Here is an 18,954-nt window from a genome sequence, read left to right as displayed (position 1 = left end):
TCAAGGTTCCACTCTCTCGACCAAGGAGTCCAACATGGCACGGGGTATCAAGGACAAGGTCGCAATTCTCGGAATGGGCTGCTCGAAGTTCGGCGAGCGCTGGGACAGCGGCGCCGAGGAGCTGATGCTCGAGGCCTACAAGGAAGCGATCGCCGACGCCGGCATCGATCCCAACCAGCTCAACGCCGCCTGGTTCTCGACCGCGATCGACGAGGTGCATGTCGGCAAGTCGGGCATCCCGATGTCGACCACGTTGCGCCTGCCCAATATCCCGGTGACGCATGTCGAGAACATGTGCGCCTCGGGCACCGAGGCCTTCCGCGGCGCCTGCTACGCCGTCGCCTCGGGCGCGGCCGACATCGCCATAGCGCTCGGCGTCGAGAAGCTGAAGGACACCGGCTACGGCGGCCTGCCGGGCGGCCGCGGCGGCCCGCTGCAGGCGCTGTGGAGCGCCAACGGCACGGCGCCGGGCAACTTCGCCCAGCTCGCCACCGCCTACATGACCGCGCACGGCGTCTCGGGCGAGGACCTCAAGAAGGCGATCGGCCACGTCTCGTGGAAGAGCCATCAGAACGGCGCCAAGAATCCCAAGGCGCATCTGCAGAAGGCGGTCGAGATGGAGACCATCCTGAACGCGCCGATGATCGCCTCGCCGCTCGGCCTGTTCGACTGCTGCGGCGTGTCGGACGGCGCGGCCGCGGCGATCGTGACCACGCCGGAGATCGCCAAGGCGATGGGCAAGCAGAACATCGTCTCGGTGAAGGCGCTGCAACTCTCGGTCTCGAACGGCTCGGAGTCGGGCCACAACTCGTGGGACGGCAGCTACTTCCACACCACGCGCATCGCCTCGAAGAAGGCCTATGAAGAGGCCGGCATCAAGGATCCGCGCAAGGAAGTCTCGATGTTCGAGGTGCACGACTGCTTCTCGGTGACCGAGCTGGTCACCATGGAAGACCTGCACATCAGCCAGCCCGGCCAGGGCTGGAAGGACGTGCTCGACGGCTTTTACGATGCCGACGGCACCATCCCCTGCCAGATCGACGGCGGCCTCAAGTGCTTCGGCCATCCGATCGGCGCCTCGGGCCTGCGCATGCTCTACGAGATGTACCTGCAGTTCCAGGGCCGTGCCGGCGCGCGTCAGCTCAAGGACCCGAAGATCGGCATGACCCACAATCTCGGCGGCGCGCCGCGCGAGAACGTGTCGAGCGTCGCCATCGTCGGCCGCTACGAATAGTCATCGCGTAGCTCTCCCCCTCCGGCCTTCGGCCACCTCCCCCGTCTGACGGGGGAGGCAGGGTGGGGTGTGCCATCAGCAAGAGGGAGGAAACGAGCATGCAGCTCGACAAAGGCCTGATCGGCCACAAGTTCAACGCCTTCACCACGACGGTCGAGGCCGGCAAGATCCGGCTGTTCTGCAAGGCCATCGGAGAAGAGAACCCGATCTACGTCGACGAAGCCGCCGCCAAGAAGGCCGGCTATCGCGCGATCCCCGCGCCGCCGACCTATCTCACCGCCGTCACCAATGACGATCCCGACAAGGGCGGCCTGCTGCGGCTGCTCAACGTCGATATCGGCCTGATCCTGCACGGCGAGCAGCACTACGAGTATCTCGCGCCGGTGCATGTCGGCGACAAGATCACCTGCCAGCAGCGGGTGGTCGACATCTACGACAAGAAGGGCGGCGCCCTGTGGTTCGTGGTCTCCGAGACCGAGCTCAAGGACCAGGCGGGCAAGCCGGTGGCCAAGGCCAAGGGCATCACCGTCGTGCGCAATCCCGACGCCGGCAAGAAGTAGGAGAGGGGATCATGGCTGCTGTCACTGCTCCGAAGTTCGCCGACGTCAAGGTAGGCGACGCCATCAAGCCGATCGTGCTGCCGCCGATCAGCCGTCACCAGCTCGCGCTCTATTGCGGCGGCTCGGGCGACCACAATCCGATCCACGTCGACATCGACTTCGCCAAGAAGTTCGGGTTCAAGGACGTGTTCGCCCACGGCATGCTGTCGATGGCGTTCCTCGGCCGCCTCGTGACCTCGTTCGTGCCGCAGGCGCGGGTGCGCAATCTCGGCACGCGCTTCACCTCGATCACCTGGGTGGGCGACGTCATCACCGTGAGCGGCACCGTCACCGGCAAGCGCGAGGAGAACGGCGAGAAGCTGGTCGACCTCGAGGTGAGATGCACCAACCAGAACGGCCAGGACACGTTGCAAGGCAACGCCACGGTCGCGCTGAACTAGGACTCGGAGGACCGCGCCACTCCAGTGGCGCGGTCCCATGGCGCAAAAGGAGAGACAAGATGGGTCAGATGGATGGCAAGGTGGCGATCGTCACCGGCTCGGGCCGCGGTATCGGCAAGGAAATCGCGCTGCGCCTGGTGCGCGACGGCGCCAAGGTGGTGATCAACGACATCGATGACGCGCCAGCCAAGGAGACCGTGGCCGAGATCGAGGCGATGGGCGGCAAGGCCGTGATGTGCAACGGCGACGTCGCCAAGCCCGACTTCGGCGACCGCATCGTCAAGACCGCGGTCGACGCCTTCGGCGACTGCCATGTCGTGGTGAACAACGCCGGCTACACCTGGGACTCGGTCATCCAGAAGATGAGCGACGAGCAGTGGTACGCCATCCTCGACGTCCACCTGACGGCGCCGTTCCGCGTGCTGCGTGCCTTCCAGCAGCATTTCCGCCAGGCCGTCGAGAAGGAGCGCTCGGCGGGCGTGCGCGTCGTGCGCAAGGTGGTCAACATCTCGTCGACCTCGGGCGTCAACGGCAATGCCGGCCAGTCGAACTACTCGGCCGGCAAGGCAGGCATCGTCGGCCTCACCAAGACGCTGGCCAAGGAGTTCGGCCGCTACGACGTCACCGTGAACGCGGTGGCGTTCGGCTACATCCAGACCCGCCTGACCAAGCCGCTGGCGCAGGGCGAGGACGGCGAGATCGAGGTGCAGGGCCGCAAGGTCAAGATCGGCGTGCAGGGTGGTCGCATCGCCGCCATGAACCAGATGATCCCGCTCGGCCGCGGCGGCTTGCCGACCGAGGCCGCGGGCTCGGTCTACCTCTTCTGCAGCCCCGACAGCGACTATGTCAGCGGCCAGTGCCTGGTCGTGAACGGCGGTCTGTGACGAGCGACGCCCAGCGTCCGGGCGTCAGCCCGAAGCGGGCGGCGAAGTGACGGGTGAGGTGGCTCTGGTCGGCGAAGCCGGTCGCCGCCGCCACCTCCGATAGAGACGTGCCCGCGGCGATCATCGCCTGGGCGCGGACCAGCCGCCGGCCGACCTGGAAGCGGTGCGGCGAGGTGCCGTAAGCGGCACGGAAGTGGCGGGCGATGGCGAAGCGGTCGAGGCCGCTTACCTTCTCCAATTCTTCCGAGGCGACGGTGCGCGGTGCCTCGGCGACCAGGAAATCGCGCACCTGGGTGACAGCGCGATGAGCCGCCGGCTGCTTGCGCGGCCGCACGGGTGAATCGCAGCGCGCCGACAGTCGCTCCGCAACGTGGCCGACGATGGCGTCGGCGGCGATCGGTTCGAGCGGTCTCGGAAAGTCGGCGAAGGCCTCGCGCAGGAGCCCGGCCAGCACCGGATCGTCGGCGACGACGTCGGGCACGAACGGCGTCGACGCCGTGCCCAGCGCGGCGTTCACCGCGGCCGGGTCGATGTAGAGCATGCGATAGGCGAAGCCCTCGTCGACGCCGGCGTGGCCGTCATGCACCTCGTCGGGGTGGATCACCATTACCTGACCGGCCGCGCTGGTCTGCAGACCACCGCGATAATGGAACGACTGGGCGCCCCAGATGGTCAGGCCGACCGCATAGGTCTCGTGGCGGTGCAGGTCGTAGGCATGGCCGCCGAAGCGCGCCGCCAGCCGCTGCAGGTTGTCGGTCCGGTCGAAGTGGATGTGGTCTTGAGAAGCCATGCACAAACGTTCAAGACGATGGGGCCATCCTGCCCGATATGGGGATCATGATCTACGAGACCAAGACCGCTCTGGTGCTCCGCCGCGAATTGGCCGGCTGGCAGATGGCCAATGTCGCGGCCTTCCTGGCCGGTGGGCTGGCCGGCACGCACGGCCACATGATGGGCGAGCCCTACAAGGACGTCACCGGCCGCGCCTACACCGCGCTGATCCGCGAGCCGGTGTTCGTCTATGGCGGGACGATCGAGGAGCTGCGCCGCACCCACCAGCGCGCGCTCAGCCGCGAGTTGGTGCCGGCCGTCTACATCGAGGCGATGTTCACAACGACCAACGATGCCGACAACCGCACTGCCTTCGCCGCCGCGCCGGTCGATGCGCTCGACTTCGTCGGCATCGGCATCCATGGCCCGCGCAAGACCGTCGACAAAGTGGTCAATGGCCTGAAGTTCTTGTCCTGACGCCGTCGCGCAGGAGCGTGGCTGTGGATAAGCCGATATGGGCGCACCCATTCTGGGCAATGGACCGCGAATCTCCCCCTGATTTCCTTGGCGAAAAATCGCGGCCATTGCCCTTATTGGGAGGTTGGCGCTGGTTGCTGCAGGGTGGCGTCCATGATGACGCCCATAGCGAAAAAACATGCAGGAGGGGGCGGGGGTCTCCGGGATTCCGGGACTGACAGGCCTCCGATGCCGATGCCATCGGCATCTTACCCGTCCACGGGAATGCGACGGTTTGGGACGGGGGTGGGCAGGCCGAAGGCGCACGCGTCGACCTGCGCGGACCTTGCTCTAGCCGATGAAGATGCGCGCGCCGATCGGCAGGCTGCGCGCCTTGTCGAGCGCCTGCATGGTGGCGTCGTAGCCGACGCCGATCGCGCGGTCGAAGCTCGTCCAGTCGAGCAGGTCGATCTGCTTCATCGGCGGCACGATCAGCAGGTCGGCGGCGGCGCGGTCCTCGATCGCGTGCGCGGCGCTCGAGACCAGCGCCGAGCGCAGCAGGATGCGCACGATCGACGGGATCGGCAGCGTCTCCTCGCGCCGCCACACCAGGCGGCGGAAGAACTCCCAGGCCGACCACGATTCCTCGACGCCGGCGCCGGCCGCCAGCGCGCCGCCGGTGTCGATGTCGACCGCGATGGTGAGGCCGCGGCGCTGCCGGCGCATCGCCCGCACCGGCAGGTTGTCGATCACGCCGCCGTCGACATGGACCTGGCCCGCGTCGTTGACCGGCGGCAGCACGCCGGGCAGCGACACCGAGGCGCGCAGCCAGCGCCACAGCTTGCCGGTGGTATGAGTGTCGGCGCTGGCGGTCGTGAGGTTGGCGGTGACGCAGTAGTACGGCAGGACGAGGTCCTCGATGTCCATGTCGTCGAACGCGGAGCGCAGCAGCGCGCTGACGCGCCGGCCGCCGAACAGCGACACGAACGGCAGGGTGTAGTCGCCGAGCGGATTGGCGGCGACGAACGAGCGGCGGAAGCGCGCGACGAGCTCCTCGTCGCTCCAGCGGGCGGCGATCGCGGCGGCGACGACCGCGCCCATGCTGGTGCCGCCGACCTGGTCGACCGGCACGCCGGAGGCGCGCAGGGCCTTGATCACGCCGATATGGGTGAAGGCGCGGGCGCCGCCGCCGGCCATGACGATGCCGACCGCGTGGCCGGTGATCAGCCGCGCCAGCCGGTCGAAGTCCGACGGCAGGTCGAGCCGCACGTGATGGTGCTGGCCGTACAGCCCGCCGGCGAGCTGGCCGGCCGTGCTGCCGGGCTTGGGATCGTGCCCCTCGTGCAGCAGCACCAGCTCGCGGCGGCGATGGAAGACCGCGCCGGGCTGCGCCGTCTCGATCTCGAACGGCAGCTTGGTCGGCTCTCCGGTGCCGGCGTTGCGCACCACGATCAGGCAGTCGGCCTGGCGCAGGCAGAGCTCGGTCCACGGCGTCAGGCCGGGATCGGCGCGGTACAGCACGAAGGCGTTGTCGAGCTCGCAGCGCGCGAACCAGTCCGGATCCTGGATCAGCGAGCTCTGCCCGAGCACCTGCACCTCGCCGAGGCGGGCGAGGGCGGCTTCCAACAGCACCGAGAAGCGGCCGGCCGGCACGTCGGCGCCGGCCGGCAGCAGGGCGAAGGTGCGCGGCTGGCGCCGGCGCTTGGCCGGGCCCATGGCGTTGCGCGCCGCGACGTTGCGCATCAGCGCCGGCAACACCTCGGGATGGTGCGCGGTGAGGATGTCGAAGCTTTCCTGCGACAGCCGCCAGACCTCGCTGTCGCGCAGCGCGGCGACGCTGCGGGTGCGCTTGCCGTGGCTGAGCAGCGACATCTCGCCGACGATGTTGCCTGGCGTGATCTCGGCGATCAGCGCCGGCCCGCCCTCGGCGACGTCCTCGTCGTCGTGGCGGAACACGCCGAGGCAGCCGCTGGTCACCAGGTAGACGGCATCGGCCGCCTCGCCCTGGTGGAACAGCGGTGCGCCGCCGGGCAGCGTCATCGGCACCAGCTCGCGCTCGACCGCCGCCATGCTGTTGGTGTCGAGATCGGCGAACAGCGGCGCGAGCAACAGCGCCCGCCTGAGACGCAGGCGGGCCGAGTCCCGGTCGGGCTCGACGATGCTCACCCGGGGCTCATCCCGCGCTGAGGCCCGCGAGGGCCCAGCCGATGGTCTGGTCGGCGCGCTGCCACACCATCTCGCGCCACTTGTCGCCGGCCGGGAAGAAGCGTTCCTTCATGTCGGCCTTGAGCGTGCGGCCGAGCGGCGAGGCGAGATCGCCGCGATGATGCAGCCAGTTGTCGGCGCGCACCGCACCCAGCACCTCGGGCACCGAGTAGGTGCCGTACTCGATGGCGATCGGCGTGACCTCGGCATCGGGCAGCTCCTGCGGGAAGGCGTCGGTCATGATGCCGACGACGATCGCCGAGGTCGAGGTGCCGCTTTCGGGCGAGGTCATCTCGTCGCCGTACCAGGCGCGCGCCCGCGGGAAGGACTTGGCCGTCGGCGGCACGGCGCAGATCAGCTCGCCATGGCCGAACGGGCCGAGGCCGGTGTGGAAGTCGATGATGCCGACGCGGCGGGCGCGGCCGAGCTCCTCGCGGGCGATCTGGCGGATCGTGCGGTTGCTCCAGGTCGGCCGCGCGCCGCCGAAGAAGATGCCGTCGGGATGGCTGTACTGGCCGCTGCTGAGCGCGCCCTGCAGGGCGAAGGCACCGTGCTTCTGGGCGTAGGAGTCGAACACGCGCTGGGTCGCGGCCCGGCTGTCCTCGCTCCACTCGCCGGGCAGGATCGCTTCGGCGATCGCGAGATAGCCGTCGTTCCTCGGATAGGCCTTGTCGTGGTCGACGAAGTTGCGGTTGAGGTCGACATTGTCCTCGGTGACGCGGCGCGTCCAGGCGAAGCCGTAGGGGTTGATCGCGTGCACGATCAGCGCGCCGGTGCCCTTCGGCAGCTTCGCCGGGCCGCCGGTCGCCAGCCAGGCGATCTGCGCCCCCGAGCCGCAATGGCCCTCGACGCCGTGCGTGCTCGAGATCAGCACCAGCATATTGGGCGCGTCGGCCGGGCCGAAGCGCGCGGTGTCGAGGTAGAGCCGCTCACCGCTGGGCCCGAGCGCGTTGGGGTTGAGCCATGAGCGGATCGCGCCGCCAGCCTCCGCGGCAGCGCGGCAGAACTTGGCGCGTGCCTCGGCGTAGCTCTCGGAAAAACAAGCCGGAATCGAAACCATACAAAACGCCTCCCGCGCGATGCTAGAGCGATTTCCGAGTAGATGGAACCGCGCGCGATTCCATCTACTCGGAAATGCGCGCATGGGCGATGCTGTCTCACAGGGCACATTCCGTCCGGCTGATTCCAGCCGGACGGAATGTGCTCTAGCATGGCTGCGGGCGCGAGCGGATGGCGGAGATGACGATGGCCTCCCTATGGGCATTCCTGGCGGTGTCGTTCCTGGTGATCGCGACGCCGGGGCCGGATACTGCATTGACGGTGCGCAACACCTTGATCGGCGGCCGGCGCGGCGGCGGCTTCACGGCGCTGGGCATCGCCGCCGGACAGGCGATCTGGGCGCTCGGCACGTCGCTCGGTCTGGTGGCATTGCTGATGGCGTCGGAGATGGTGTTCGAGGCCGTGCGCTGGTTGGGCGCGGCATACCTGCTCTATCTCGGCGCTGCGTCGTTGTGGTCGGCGTGGCGCGGCCGTGCGATGCGGCGCGAGATCGGCGTCGTGCAGACGCGCCTCACACCGGCGGCGGCCTTCCGCCAGGGACTGTTGAGCGACCTTGGCAACCCGAAGATGGCGGTGTTCTTCTCCAGCATGCTGCCGCAGTTCGCCGACGATTTTGCCGGCCTGGTGCTGCACGGGCTGCTGTTCGGCGCGATGACCCTGCTCTGGCTGACTGGCTACGCCTGCGTGCTGTCGCGCGCCGGCGACTACCTGCGCCGCGGTCCGGTCGGACGCCTGATCGAGGCGGCAACCGGTGCCGCGCTGGTCGCGCTCGGCCTCAGGCTCGCCAGCGAGCAGCGATAGCGCGTCTAGCTGTCGTACTGCAGAAGGGCCTCGATCGGCACCGGCACCTTCTGACGGCCCTCGAGGAAGGTCAGCTCGATGATGCAGGCCGCCGAGGGAACGACGGCGCCGACCTGCTCGAGCAGCGTGATTGCCGCCGCCATGGTGCCGCCGGTGGCCAGCAGGTCGTCGACCAGCACCACGCGCTTGCCCTTGTCGATGGCGTCGGCCTGGATCTCGATCGTGTCGGTGCCGTACTCCAGCGCGTAGGTGTGGCGCACCGTGATGCCGGGCAGCTTGCCCTGCTTGCGCAGCATGACGAAGCCGGTGCCGAGCGCCAGAGCCAATGGGGCCGCCAGCAGGAAGCCGCGCGATTCGATGCCGGCCAGCACGTCCGGCTTGTGTGGCCGGATGAGGTCGGCGAGTCGTTCGATGGTCGCGTGCCACGCCTTGGGATGCGCCAGCAGGGTCGAGATGTCGTAGAAGAGGATGCCCGGCTTGGGGAAGTCCGGGATCGACCGGATGTGGTCCTTGAGATTCATGCAAGTCCTTTACGGGTAGGCGGCTGGCGGCACGAAGCTGCGGTACTCCTGCTCGAGCAGCTTGGCGAACTGGATGCAGTCGTAGTCGCCGTACTGCGGGCCGACGATCTGCACGCCGATCGGCAGGCCGTCGCTCGACTGGCCGATCGGCGCAGCCGAGGCCGGCAAATAGGTAACGCACGAGTAGCCGGCCCAGAAGATCTGGTCGACCACCGGCACCTGCTTGTTGTTGACCACGATCAGCCGCTCGTGGCGCGGGTCCTTGTGGTCGTGCGGGAAGGCCGCCGTCACCGCCACCGGGCAGAGCACCAGGTCGTAGTCCTTGAAGAACGCATCCCAGGCGATCCGCATGCGGTGCCGCTTCTCGTTGAGCTGCAGCCAGGTGCGATGCGACAGCGAGTTGCCGCGCTGCATCTGGGCGAAGTAGCTCATGTCCGAATCGGGCATCGCCGCGGCGTCGCGCGCCGCCTGCGTCCACACCTCGTCGGTCATCCGGCCCGAGGTCGCGGCGCGCAGCAGGCGGATGTAGACGTCGTTCTGCTCGGCCGTGTCGATCGCCGGCCGCGCCTTGTCGCTGACCTTGACCTTGTTCTTGCCGAGGAAGTCGGCAAGCTGCTGGATACAGCCCTGCACCGACTGGTCGACCTCGCAGTTGGGATCGGACAGCACCACCGCGACCTTGAAGTCGCGCAACTTCTTTTTCTTCGAGCGCGGCAGAGCGAGCTTCCAGCCGCGGCCGTCGATGTCGTCGGGGCCGGCCATCACGTCCATCGCGATCTCGAGATCGGCCGCGCCGCGCGCCAGCGGGCCGCAGACGCTGATGTCGGCCTGCGCCACGTTGCCGTTCAGCGCATGGCCGCGCGGCGAGACCACGCCCCAGGTCGGCTTGTGGCCGAACACGCCGCAATAATGCGCGGGGTTGCGGATCGAGGCGCCGATGTCGCTGCCGGCCTCGAGCCCGGTCAGGCCGGCGGCCAGCGCCGCGCCCGAGCCGCCCGACGATCCGCCCGGCGTGCGCGACAAGTCCCAGGGATTCCTGGTGACGCCGTAGACCTCGTTGTAGCTCTGCCAGTCGGCGAGATTGAGCGGCACGTTGGTCTTGCCGAACAGGGTGACGCCGGCATCGAGCAGCCGCTGCGTCGCCAAGGAATTCTTCTCGACCTTCTTGTCCTTGAACGCCGGATTGCCCCACGTCGTGGGGTAGCCCGCGATGTCGTAGGACTCCTTCAGGGTCATCGGCACGCCGTGCAGGGGGCCGAGCTTCTTGCCGGCCTTGACCGCTTTGTCCGCCGCCTTGGCCCGCTTGCGCGCGCCCTCGACATCCATGGCGATGATGGCGTTGAGTGCCGAATTGTGCGTCTCGATGCGCTTCAGGTAGAGATCGAGCAGCTCGACGCAGCCGATCTTCTTCTTGCGGATCGCGGCGGCCAGTTGCTTCGCGGTCTGGAAGGGCAGGGCGTTGGACATCCCAAGGCCGTACCATATTGTACCGCCCACCGTGAAGAAGCCGTTGGCCCATGGCAGCCTCTTGCACGGCCTGCCCTCGCCCCAGGCGGAAGAGCAGGTCGAGCGCCTGATCGACAGCCCGACCGTTCGCATCGAGCGCATCGTCTCGACCGGCCAGGCGAGCCCGCCCGGCTCTTGGTACGACCAGCCCGACGCCGAGTTCGTGGTGCTGCTCTCGGGTGCAGCGCGGCTGCGGGTCGAGACGGACGACGTGACCCTCGACTTGAAGCCCGGCGATTGGGTCGAGATTCCCGCGCACGTCCGCCATCGGGTCGAATGGACACAGGCCGAGCCGCCGACAGTGTGGCTCACCGTGCATCGCGCCGGCTAGCGTCGCGGCTTGGCCCGGGCGGTCGGCTCGGCGATCAGCGGATCGTCCGGCCAGTAGTGCTTGGGGTAGCGGCCCTTCAGCTCGGCCTTCACGTCGCGATAGGTGGTCTTCCAGAAGCTCGCGAGATCGCGCGTCACCTGCACCGGCCGGCGCGCCGGCGACAGCAGATGGATGGTCACCGGGATCCGGTTGGCGATGCGCGGCGTGTCGGTGAGGCCGAACATCTCCTGCAGCCGCACCGCCAGGGTCGGCTCGGCCGGGTTCGTGTAGTCGATCGGCAGGCGCGAGCCGCTCGGCACCTCGATATGCGTCGGAGCCAAAGCATCGACCTGGCGCTGGCGGTCCCACGGCACCAGCGCCTTGACCGCCGCGGCGAAGTCGATGCGCCGCGCCGTGCCGTCGACGAACGGCTCGAGCCAGTCGAGCGATCGCAGCAGCGCCTCGTCGGACAGGTCGGGCCAGTGGGCGTCGAGCTGGCGCAGGAAGGCGATGCGTTGCCGCCACTCCCGCAGCTCGTCCGTCCAGGGCAGGCCGCGCTGGCGCAGGCCTGCCAGCATCGCCGCCTTCACCTTCTCCGGATCGGGCCTGTTGATCGGCTTGTCTTCCAGCACCAGCGCGCCGAAGCGCCGGCGCCGCCGCGCGACGACAGTGTCGCGCCATTCGACGACCTCTTCGTCGACGATGCGCTCGCCGTAGAGCTCCTCGATCTCGGCAAGCGCGATCGGCGCGGCAAGGAAGACCCGCGCGTCCTGCGCCGCGCCGTCGAGGTCGGCGACCACCAGGAATTCCTCGTTCGACATCGGATCGCCTTCGGGCAGCGCCGCGCCGCGGCCGCCCGACAGCAGGTAGCGGTTGGCGGTGCCCGCACGGCGGCGGCCGATGCGGTCGGGATAGGCGAGTGCCAGCAGCGCCCCGGTCATCGACGGATCGGGAGTCTCGTCGCGGGCCTCGCGTGGCGTGAGGCGCCGCGCCGATTCGGCGACCAGCCGCGGCGCACGGCCGGACAAGGCGATGTCGACGCGATGGCGCAGGTCGACGTCGCGTTCGCGCAGGAAATCGCGCTCGCCGAGGATGGCGGCGATCAAGGCGGCGACCTTGCCCTGCTTGAGGTCGCGTCCTTTGAGGACGAGATGGGCGAGGCGCGGATGCTGACCGAGCCGCACCATGGCGCGGCCGTGCGGTGTGATCGCGCCGGACGCACCTGCCCTGAGCGCAGTCGAAGGGTCGATCGCCCCGAGGTCGAGCAGCAGCGACCGGGCGGTAGCAAGCGCCGATGCGGGCGGTGGCGTCAGCCAGGGCAGGGTGCTCGCGTCGGTCACGCCCCAGGCGGCGAGCTCCAAAGCCAGCGGCGCCAGATCGGCGTCGAGGACCTCGGGCGGCGTGAAAGGCAGCAGGCCGCGCTGCGCTTCCTCGGTCCACAGCCGGAAGCAGATGCCGGGCTCGAGCCGCCCGGCGCGGCCGCGGCGCTGGTCAGCCGAGGCCTGGCTCACCCGCACTGTCTCCAACCGCGTCATGCCCGAGCGCGGCGAGAAGCGCGGCACGCGCATCAGCCCGCCATCGATCACGATCCGCACACCCTCGATGGTCAGGCTGGTCTCGGCGATCGAGGTCGCCAGCACGACCTTGCGCCGGCCGGCCGGCGACGGCGAGATCGCACGGTCCTGATCGGCCGGCGACAGGTCGCCGTAGAGCGGTGCAACATCGACATTGGCGGCGAGCCCCTGCAGCCGTTCCTCGACGCGGCGGATCTCGCCGACGCCGGGCAGGAAGACCAGCGCGCTGCCGCTCTCCTGCGTCAGCGCGCTGCGCACGGCGCCGGCGACCATGTCCTCGAAGCGGCCGCTCGCCTCGCGGTCGAGATAGCGCGTGTCGACCGGGAACATGCGGCCGGCTGAGTCGACCACCGGGGCGCCGCCCAGCCGGTCCGAGACCGGGCCGGGATCGAGCGTCGCCGACATCGCGATCACCCGCAGGTCCTCGCGCAAGGCCTGCTGCGATTCGCGGACCAGGGCGAAGGAGAGGTCGGTCTCCAGCCCGCGCTCGTGCAGCTCGTCGAAGATCACGCAGCCGACGCCGTCGAGCGATGGGTCGTCCTGCAGCATCCGCAGGAACAGGCCGTCGGTGACGACCTCGATGCGGGTGCGCGGGCCGACCTTGCTGTCGAGCCGCACCCGATAGCCGACGGTCTCGCCGACCGCCTCGCCGAGAGTCGCCGCCATGCGCCGCGCCGCCGCGCGTGCCGCCAGCCGCCGCGGCTCCTGCATGATGATCTTCTTCCCGACCAGCCACGCCGCATCGAGCAGCGCCAGCGGCACGCGCGTCGTCTTGCCGGCGCCGGGCGGCGCGACCAGCACCGCGGCCGGGCGCTCCGCCAGCACGGCCTTCAGGCGTGGCAGGGCCTCGTCGACGGGAAGGGCATCCATGGCGCGGCGCTTATACCGTATGATCGGCCAAAATCGGTCCAAATCGAGGGAGGACTCGCGTGCTCAAGCTCACCTTCTGCCTGCGCCGCAAGCCCGGCCTGTCGCTGGCCGAGTTCCAGGACTACTGGCTGAACAGGCACGGGCCGCTGGTCCGCCGCCTGCAGCCGGCGCTGGGCATGGCGCGCTACGTGCAGGTCCATCGCCGCGACGACGACCTCGGCGTGGGCATGGCCAAGGTACGCGGCGCGCCGGATCCGTACGACGGCGTCGCCGAGCTGTCGTGGGAAAGCGAGGAGGCCTTCCGCGCGTCGGGCCGCACGGCCGAGGGCCGCGAGGCCGGCCGGCTGCTGCTCGAGGACGAGGCGAAGTTCATCGATCTGGCCAACTCGCCGCTCTGGCTGAACCGCGAGCAAGTGATCTACGCTGGCCGCGATGCTTAGACGATCGCTCCTCGCCTCGGGCGCCGCCCTGCCGCTGATCGGCAGGGCGCGCGCGCAACAGACGTTCCCCACCAAGCCGATCCGGCTGGTGGTCGGCTACTCGGCCGGCGGCGGCAACGACCTGATCGCGCGCATCGTCGCGGCCAAGCTGCAGGACAAGCTCGGCCAGCCAGTGGTGGTCGACAACAAGCCCGGTGCGCAATCGATCGTCGCCGCCGAGATCGTCGCCAAGGCAGCCCCCGACGGCCACACCCTGCTGGTCGCGCCGAGCGGGCCGATGACCATCAACCCCGCGGTCTACAGCAAGCTGCCCTACGACCCGTTGCGCGACTTCGTGCCGATCTCGCTGCTCGCCGAGTTCCCGCTGCTGCTGGTGGTCGGGGCCGACCAGCCGCCGAAGACGATCAAGGAGCTAGTCGAATACGGCCGCGCCAATCCCAAGCTCGCCAACTACGCCTCGAGCGCGACGCCCTTCCAGCTCGCCTCGGAGCTGTTCAACCAGCGCACCGGCGCCCAGTTCCAGCACATCCCCTATCGCGGCAGCGGCGATGCCGTGCAGGCCGTGCTGGCCGGGCAGGTGCTGATGACCATCGCCGATTCCGGCCCCATCGCCGGACCGCTCAAGGCCGGCAAGCTGCGCGCGCTCGGCATCACCACAGCGAAGCGGCCGCCGGCTTTTCCCGACGTGCCGACCTTCACCGAGCAGGGCATCTCCGACATGGAGATCGAGCTGTGGACCGGCGTCGTGGCGCCCAACGGCACGCCGCCCGACGTCGTCGAGCGCCTGCAGGACGTGATCGAGGACACGGTCGAGCAGCCGGCGGTGCGCACCGCGCTCGAGGCGATCTACGTCGACCCGCGCTCGACCAGCAGCAAGGAGTTCCGCGACCTCATCGTCCGCGACATCGGGCGGTGGAAGGCGGTCGCGGACAAAGCCAACATCAAGCTCGACTGAGGCCCCATGGACACCAACGAGGCTCGCCACGCGACGGCCCACTACTTCCTCGAAGGCCTGAACGAGATCGGTTTCGACTATCTCTTCTGCAACTTCGGCACCGACCATGCGCCGCTGATCGAGGCGATGGCGCAGTTCCGCCGCGACGGCCGCAAGCTGCCCGCGACGGTGTTGTGCCCGCACGAGAACACCGCCGTGCACATGGCGGCGGGCTACGCGATCGCCACCGGCCGCGGCCAGGGCGTGATGGTGCATGTCGATGCCGGCACCGCCAATTCGGCGATGGCGCTGCACAATCTCTGCCGCGCCCGCGTGCCGGTGATGCTGATGGCCGGCAAGGCGCCGTTCACGACGCGCGGCGAGCTGCTGGGCACGCGCGACACCTACGTGCATTTCGTGCAGGAGCCGTTCGACCAGGCGAGCATCGTGCGGCCCTACACCAAGTGGGAATACAACCTGCCGTCCGGCGTGATCGCCAAGGAAGCGCTGCGCCGCGCCCACACGGTGATGGAGAGCGATCCCAAGGGGCCGGTCTATCTGACCTTCCCGCGCGAGACGCTGACCGACAGCTGGAGCGAGGGCCAGATCCGCTCCTATCCCGCCGAGCGGTTCGGCGCGGTCGCGGCGCGCGGCGTCGATGCCGGGTCGATCGAGCTGCTGGCCAATCGCCTGCTCGCCGCCGAGCGGCCATTGCTGATCAGCGCCTATGCCGGGCGTAATCATGCGACCGTCGCAGTGCTCGACGAGCTGGCGCGCTTCGCCGGCATCCGGGTCGTCGAGTTCAACCCGCTCTACGTGAACCTGCCTCATGACTCACCGTGCCATGGCGGCTTCATGCCGGCCAAGGCGCTGGCCGAGGCCGATGTCGGCCTGCTGGTCGATGTCGACGTGCCGTGGATCCCGAGCGACATGCCGGACAATCCGGCGACCTGGTGGGCGCATATCGACGTCGACGCCGAGAAGCGCAACTTCCCGATCTGGACCTTCCCCGGCAACCTCAGGATGGCCGGCGACAGTCATCGCATTTTGTCTGACCTGCTCGCGGTGCTGAAGGCGCGCGCTGACGATGCTTTCAAGACGCGCGCCGCCGAGCGCGTGAAGACGCTGGCGGCGGAGGGCGCGGCCCGCCGCGAGCAGGCGGCCAAGGCGGCCGCCAATCGCGGCAAGCCGGGCGAGATCAGCCCGCATTATCTCTGCGCGGCGCTGGCCAAGGCGCTGCCCTCCGACGCCGTCGTGCTCAACGAAGCGATCCGCAACGGCCCGGTGGTGATGCAGCAGATGCCGCGGACCACACCGGGCTCGCTGGTCGGCCTGTCGGGCGGCGGGCTCGGTTTCTCCGGCGGCATGGCGCTCGGCCTGAAGCTCGCCTGGCCCGAGCGCACCGTCGTGCAGGTGGTCGGCGACGGCACCTTCTACTTCTCCAACCCGCAATCGACCCTGGCGGTCGGCCGGCAATACAAGCTGCCGGTGCTCACCGTCGTGCTCGACAACACCGGCTGGGCCGCTGTGAAGGAGGCGACCTTGCGCGTCTATCCCGACGGCGAGGCCAAGGCCGCCGCCGACTACGGCTCGGTGCTGGCGCCCGACATGGACTTCTCCAAGGTCGCCGAAGCTGCCGGCGCGCATGGCGAGCTGGTGAGCGACTCCGATGCGGTCGAGGGCGCCATCGTCCGCTGCCTCGCCGCGCTCAAGGAGGGCCGCTCGGCCGTCCTCCACGCGCGCGTGACCAAGCTTTAGTCCCATCCGTCCCAAGCGGCCGTGGGACGGCTTCGATGCCGATGGTATCGGCGTCGAAGGCCTGCGAGTCTCAAAAAATTTTGCACGGAAATCCCCCCGCAAGACTTTGCGGAGTCCCAGCCTCAGATAACGCAATGCCACCACGATCATGGGCACCACACTGCACGACCGCGCGCTGCACACCTATTATGGGCAATGGTTCGATGATCCGGCCGCGTTTTATGCGGGTCGAATCGCGGTCCATTGCCCATAATGCGACTCTGCCAGTAGCCGCTATCCACAGGCTTTCCGCGTTCTGAAGGAGCCGCCATGCCACTTGCTGTCGAAGCCCTCGATCATCTCGTCATGAACGTGAAGGACGTCGAGACCGCGGCGGCCTGGTACGAGCGCGTGCTCGGCATGAAGCGCGCGGTCACCGAGCCGCGTCCCGGCCGCAAGGTGACATCGATGCATTTCGGGCGACAGAAGATCAACCTGCGGCCGGAGACGGCGACGCAGAAGCAATGGTTCACCGGCCGTGCGATCGCGCCGGGCAGCGACGATCTCTGCTTTTTGACGAAGTCGACGCCGCAGCAGGTGGCCGATCATTTCAGGAGCTGCGGCGTCGCCATCGAGGAGGGCCCCGGCGAGAAGAACGGCGCGATGGGCGTTATCATCTCGGTCTATTGCCGCGATCCCGACGGCAACCTGATCGAGGTGTCGTCGTACAAGTAGCTCAGAATTCCTCCCCATTCATATGGGGAGGTGGCGCGTCGGCACTTTCACGCTCCGCGTGAAAGTGCCCTATCCGCGACGAAGGGGTCATGAGCCGCGTGACGTGACTCATGACCCCTCCGCCCGCGTAAGACGCGGGCACCTCCCCATATGAATGGGGAGGATTAGCTAAAACGGGATCGCCACCAGGGTGTCGAAGCGGCGGCCGTCGCAGACCACGATGCGCTCGTGGAAGCGCAGCGCGCCGGACGCATCGGGCTTGATCTTGTCGCGGTAGCAGCCCGTGGCGAAGACGTCCATCTGGCCCTCGCGCATGATGCGCACGATCAGGAACGGCGTCTCTGTTTCGGTCTCGCCGTCCTTCTCGCCCAGCACGACCGGCAGGCCGACGATGTGGCGGTAGCGCTGGCCTTCGTAGATGTTGACCTTGCGCAGCGAGGAGATGCGGTCCTCCAGCATGCCGCGCGTGTCGGCGTAGATCAGCCCGCCCTCGAGCCCCTTGGCGACGTTGTCGGCGGTGGTCAGCTTGTAGAGGCAGGGATCGTGGAACAGCTTGGGCCATTCCTCGAACTGCTCGGTGTCGATGACGCGCGCGTAGACGGCGTTCAACTCGACGATACGCGCCAGATCCATCGTGCCGGTCTCAATAGCCCATGTGCCGCCGGTAGGCCTTCCAGAAGCCGCGCACCGAGGCTTCGGTCGCGCGCGTCTCCTGGCTCTCGGCCGTGCTGCCGCCCATCTGGATCACCGACACGTGGTCGGCCGCCGCGAGCGTGCCGCGCTGCACGAAGCCGCCAACGCAGCCATCCTCCATCGAGATGAAGCCGGCCGGCCCGACCAGGTTCTGCTGCTTCAGCCGCCGCCGGTTCATCTCGGGCGAATCGTCCTGGAAGCCGAAGTAGGTCCACACCAGGTCCATCTTGTCGACGCCGCGCGGCACGACGTGGCGCACCGCCAGGCAATTGTGGATCTGCTGCAGGATGAAGCCCGGGAACACCGACAGGATCTGGAGCTGGATGTGGTCGCCGAACTCCTCGACCGAATCGAGCACGCTGGGATCGGCCAGCGCGAACTTGCCGTCCTGGTCGGTGCGGATCTGCTGCTGCTTGTAGGCGTCGGCATTGGCGCCCTCGGGGATGCCGATGGTGTAGCTCGAATGATTGCCGCCGTCGGGGCTGACCAGCACGCCGCCGCCCTGGGTCAGGCGCGAGATGCGGAAGGTCGTCAGGAAGGTGTGCAGCAGGCTCGCGTGATAGGTGTCCTTGACGTTCTCGACGTAGAGCTTCCAGTTGTTGGGCAGCGGCTGCACGAAGCGGCCCATCACCCGGATCGGCCGGTTGAGCACGCGCTTGATGCGGCCGAGAACATCGGCGCCGATATAGTCCTCGATCGGCGGCGTCTCGGGCGACAAGGTCGCGAACACCAGGCCGCACAATGTGGTGGTGCGCAGCTTGCGCGGGCTGAAGCGGTCGCGCTCGAAGCCCGCCGGCATGCCACCCCTCATTACGCCATCAGGGCCGTTGATGCCGCGCTCGAAGGCGATGCCTTTCAGGTTGCCGCAGAGGTCGTAGCTCCAGGCGTGATAGATGCACTTGAAGTTGTTCTGGACGTTGCCGCCGTCGTCGAAGGCGATCAGGGCGCCGCGATGGGCGCAGCGGTTCTCGAAGCAGTTGATCGCGCCGTTGGCGTCGCGCACCACGATGACCGGCATGTCGCCGAGCTGGTTGGTGCGGTAGTCGCCCTTGTTCGGGATGTCGGCCTCGAGGCAGACGAAGTTCCAGGTCGCGCCCTCGAACAGCCGCTCCATCTCGCGCTTGTAGTTGGGCGTGTCCTGGTAGACCCAGTAGGGCACCCGCGCGAGCGAGTCCTCTGGCCATACCGTCGTCGATTGTTCTTCGTAACGGACGTCCATGGCGA

The 18,954-nt window shown here is 68.5% G+C and carries 19 protein-coding genes; 11 read left to right on the top strand and 8 right to left on the bottom strand.

The annotated features are described in order from the left end of the window. The first annotated feature begins 34 nt into the window (after positions 1-34). The 4 genes from J0J01_RS14640 (at position 35) to J0J01_RS14625 (ending at position 3,118) form a co-directional block, all read left to right on the top strand. Positions 35-1,234 (top strand): acetyl-CoA acetyltransferase, encoded by a 1,200-nt coding sequence (locus tag J0J01_RS14640; RefSeq protein ID WP_296381784.1) that lies wholly within the window; start codon positions 35-37, stop codon positions 1,232-1,234. Between the two features lie 98 nt (positions 1,235-1,332). Beyond that, positions 1,333-1,794, top strand: coding sequence for a MaoC family dehydratase N-terminal domain-containing protein (locus tag J0J01_RS14635; RefSeq protein ID WP_296381783.1), 462 nt, complete (start codon positions 1,333-1,335; stop codon positions 1,792-1,794). 11 nt (positions 1,795-1,805) lie between these two features. Continuing rightward, positions 1,806-2,234, top strand: a complete 429-nt coding sequence (locus J0J01_RS14630; protein ID WP_296381782.1) for a MaoC family dehydratase — start codon at positions 1,806-1,808, stop codon at positions 2,232-2,234. A gap of 59 nt (positions 2,235-2,293) precedes the next feature. Continuing rightward, complete coding sequence (locus J0J01_RS14625; protein WP_296381780.1) at positions 2,294-3,118, top strand: SDR family NAD(P)-dependent oxidoreductase; 825 nt, start codon at positions 2,294-2,296, stop codon at positions 3,116-3,118. On the opposite strand, the gene J0J01_RS14620 is transcribed toward J0J01_RS14625, so the two are convergent. After that, on the bottom strand, positions 3,081-3,908 hold the full coding sequence (locus J0J01_RS14620) for an AraC family transcriptional regulator (protein WP_296381778.1): 828 nt from the start codon (positions 3,906-3,908) through the stop codon (positions 3,081-3,083). The genes J0J01_RS14625 and J0J01_RS14620 overlap by 38 nt on opposite strands. A 47-nt stretch (positions 3,909-3,955) precedes the next feature. Here J0J01_RS14620 and J0J01_RS14615 point away from each other — a divergent pair, with 47 nt between their 5' ends. Further along, positions 3,956-4,366, top strand: a complete 411-nt coding sequence (locus J0J01_RS14615; RefSeq protein ID WP_296381777.1) for a DUF2000 domain-containing protein — start codon at positions 3,956-3,958, stop codon at positions 4,364-4,366. A gap of 330 nt (positions 4,367-4,696) precedes the next feature. Here the strand turns inward: J0J01_RS14615 and J0J01_RS14610 are convergent, their stop codons facing one another. Beyond that, positions 4,697-6,511 (bottom strand): cyclic nucleotide-binding and patatin-like phospholipase domain-containing protein, encoded by a 1,815-nt coding sequence (locus tag J0J01_RS14610; RefSeq protein WP_296381775.1) that lies wholly within the window; start codon positions 6,509-6,511, stop codon positions 4,697-4,699. Between the two features lie 7 nt (positions 6,512-6,518). Next, a complete protein-coding gene (locus J0J01_RS14605) occupies positions 6,519-7,610 on the bottom strand; it encodes a M14 family metallopeptidase (RefSeq protein ID WP_296381773.1) in 1,092 nt (363 codons plus the stop codon). Between the two features lie 185 nt (positions 7,611-7,795). Between J0J01_RS14605 and J0J01_RS14600 the strand changes: the two genes are divergently transcribed. After that, the gene (locus tag J0J01_RS14600) at positions 7,796-8,410 is read left to right on the top strand and encodes a LysE family translocator (protein ID WP_296381771.1); all 615 of its coding nucleotides are present in this window, start codon (positions 7,796-7,798) and stop codon (positions 8,408-8,410) included. Positions 8,411-8,415: 5 nt separating this feature from the next. Here J0J01_RS14600 and J0J01_RS14595 read toward each other — a convergent pair whose 3' ends face one another. Beyond that, entirely contained in the window at positions 8,416-8,931 is a 516-nt protein-coding gene (locus J0J01_RS14595) for an adenine phosphoribosyltransferase (protein ID WP_296381769.1), read from the bottom strand. 9 nt (positions 8,932-8,940) lie between these two features. Continuing rightward, positions 8,941-10,398, bottom strand: a complete 1,458-nt coding sequence (locus J0J01_RS14590; RefSeq protein WP_296381767.1) for an amidase — start codon at positions 10,396-10,398, stop codon at positions 8,941-8,943. Positions 10,399-10,429: 31 nt separating this feature from the next. Here J0J01_RS14590 and J0J01_RS14585 point away from each other — a divergent pair, with 31 nt between their 5' ends. Beyond that, positions 10,430-10,768 carry a cupin domain-containing protein gene (locus tag J0J01_RS14585; RefSeq protein ID WP_296381765.1) on the top strand — a complete coding sequence of 113 codons (339 nt, stop codon included), beginning with the start codon at positions 10,430-10,432 and terminating at the stop codon, positions 10,766-10,768. On the opposite strand, the gene hrpB is transcribed toward J0J01_RS14585, so the two are convergent. Next, positions 10,765-13,191 carry an ATP-dependent helicase HrpB gene (gene hrpB, locus J0J01_RS14580; protein ID WP_296381763.1) on the bottom strand — a complete coding sequence of 809 codons (2,427 nt, stop codon included), beginning with the start codon at positions 13,189-13,191 and terminating at the stop codon, positions 10,765-10,767. The two genes, J0J01_RS14585 and hrpB, sit on opposite strands and share 4 nt — an antisense overlap. Positions 13,192-13,250: 59 nt before the next feature. Between hrpB and J0J01_RS14575 the strand changes: the two genes are divergently transcribed. The 4 genes from J0J01_RS14575 to J0J01_RS14560 all read left to right on the top strand — a co-directional run bounded on the left by J0J01_RS14575 (position 13,251) and on the right by J0J01_RS14560 (position 17,037). Beyond that, positions 13,251-13,631, top strand: coding sequence for an EthD domain-containing protein (locus J0J01_RS14575; protein WP_296381762.1), 381 nt, complete (start codon positions 13,251-13,253; stop codon positions 13,629-13,631). Next, positions 13,624-14,586 carry a tripartite tricarboxylate transporter substrate binding protein gene (locus J0J01_RS14570; protein WP_296381760.1) on the top strand — a complete coding sequence of 321 codons (963 nt, stop codon included), beginning with the start codon at positions 13,624-13,626 and terminating at the stop codon, positions 14,584-14,586. The genes J0J01_RS14575 and J0J01_RS14570 overlap by 8 nt, the downstream gene beginning before the upstream one ends. A 6-nt stretch (positions 14,587-14,592) precedes the next feature. Further along, a complete protein-coding gene (locus tag J0J01_RS14565; protein ID WP_296381759.1) occupies positions 14,593-16,323 on the top strand; it encodes a thiamine pyrophosphate-requiring protein in 1,731 nt (576 codons plus the stop codon). A 309-nt stretch (positions 16,324-16,632) separates the two neighbouring features. Continuing rightward, a complete protein-coding gene (locus tag J0J01_RS14560; RefSeq protein WP_296381757.1) occupies positions 16,633-17,037 on the top strand; it encodes a VOC family protein in 405 nt (134 codons plus the stop codon). Positions 17,038-17,205: 168 nt separating this feature from the next. Here J0J01_RS14560 and J0J01_RS14555 read toward each other — a convergent pair whose 3' ends face one another. Together J0J01_RS14555 and J0J01_RS14550 are read right to left on the bottom strand one after the other, a co-directional pair. Further along, positions 17,206-17,670, bottom strand: coding sequence for an aromatic-ring-hydroxylating dioxygenase subunit beta (locus J0J01_RS14555; protein WP_296381755.1), 465 nt, complete (start codon positions 17,668-17,670; stop codon positions 17,206-17,208). Between the two features lie 10 nt (positions 17,671-17,680). Next, positions 17,681-18,949 carry a Rieske 2Fe-2S domain-containing protein gene (locus J0J01_RS14550; RefSeq protein ID WP_296381753.1) on the bottom strand — a complete coding sequence of 423 codons (1,269 nt, stop codon included), beginning with the start codon at positions 18,947-18,949 and terminating at the stop codon, positions 17,681-17,683. Positions 18,950-18,954: the final 5 nt, after the last annotated feature.

The organism is Reyranella sp. (assembly GCF_017305915.1).
GTDB lineage: Bacteria > Pseudomonadota > Alphaproteobacteria > Reyranellales > Reyranellaceae > Reyranella.
This window is presented reverse-complemented; position numbering and strand designations above follow the sequence as displayed.

Bases quoted from the DNA above. Each gene is read 5' to 3' on its own strand.
- J0J01_RS14640 (WP_296381784.1), top strand. From the start codon at position 35: ATGGCACGGGGTATCAAGGACAAGGTCGCAATTCTCGGAATGGGCTGC.
- J0J01_RS14635 (WP_296381783.1), top strand. From the start codon at position 1,333: ATGCAGCTCGACAAAGGCCTGATCGGCCACAAGTTCAACGCCTTCACC.
- J0J01_RS14630 (WP_296381782.1), top strand. From the start codon at position 1,806: ATGGCTGCTGTCACTGCTCCGAAGTTCGCCGACGTCAAGGTAGGCGAC.
- J0J01_RS14625 (WP_296381780.1), top strand. From the start codon at position 2,294: ATGGGTCAGATGGATGGCAAGGTGGCGATCGTCACCGGCTCGGGCCGC.
- J0J01_RS14620 (WP_296381778.1), bottom strand. From the start codon at position 3,908: ATGGCTTCTCAAGACCACATCCACTTCGACCGGACCGACAACCTGCAG.
- J0J01_RS14615 (WP_296381777.1), top strand. From the start codon at position 3,956: ATGATCTACGAGACCAAGACCGCTCTGGTGCTCCGCCGCGAATTGGCC.
- J0J01_RS14605 (WP_296381773.1), bottom strand. From the start codon at position 7,610: ATGGTTTCGATTCCGGCTTGTTTTTCCGAGAGCTACGCCGAGGCACGC.
- J0J01_RS14600 (WP_296381771.1), top strand. From the start codon at position 7,796: ATGGCCTCCCTATGGGCATTCCTGGCGGTGTCGTTCCTGGTGATCGCG.
- J0J01_RS14595 (WP_296381769.1), bottom strand. From the start codon at position 8,931: ATGAATCTCAAGGACCACATCCGGTCGATCCCGGACTTCCCCAAGCCG.
- J0J01_RS14590 (WP_296381767.1), bottom strand. From the start codon at position 10,398: ATGTCCAACGCCCTGCCCTTCCAGACCGCGAAGCAACTGGCCGCCGCG.
- hrpB (WP_296381763.1), bottom strand. From the start codon at position 13,191: ATGGATGCCCTTCCCGTCGACGAGGCCCTGCCACGCCTGAAGGCCGTG.
- J0J01_RS14570 (WP_296381760.1), top strand. From the start codon at position 13,624: ATGCTTAGACGATCGCTCCTCGCCTCGGGCGCCGCCCTGCCGCTGATC.
- J0J01_RS14565 (WP_296381759.1), top strand. From the start codon at position 14,593: ATGGACACCAACGAGGCTCGCCACGCGACGGCCCACTACTTCCTCGAA.
- J0J01_RS14560 (WP_296381757.1), top strand. From the start codon at position 16,633: ATGCCACTTGCTGTCGAAGCCCTCGATCATCTCGTCATGAACGTGAAG.
- J0J01_RS14555 (WP_296381755.1), bottom strand. From the start codon at position 17,670: ATGGATCTGGCGCGTATCGTCGAGTTGAACGCCGTCTACGCGCGCGTC.
- J0J01_RS14550 (WP_296381753.1), bottom strand. From the start codon at position 18,949: ATGGACGTCCGTTACGAAGAACAATCGACGACGGTATGGCCAGAGGAC.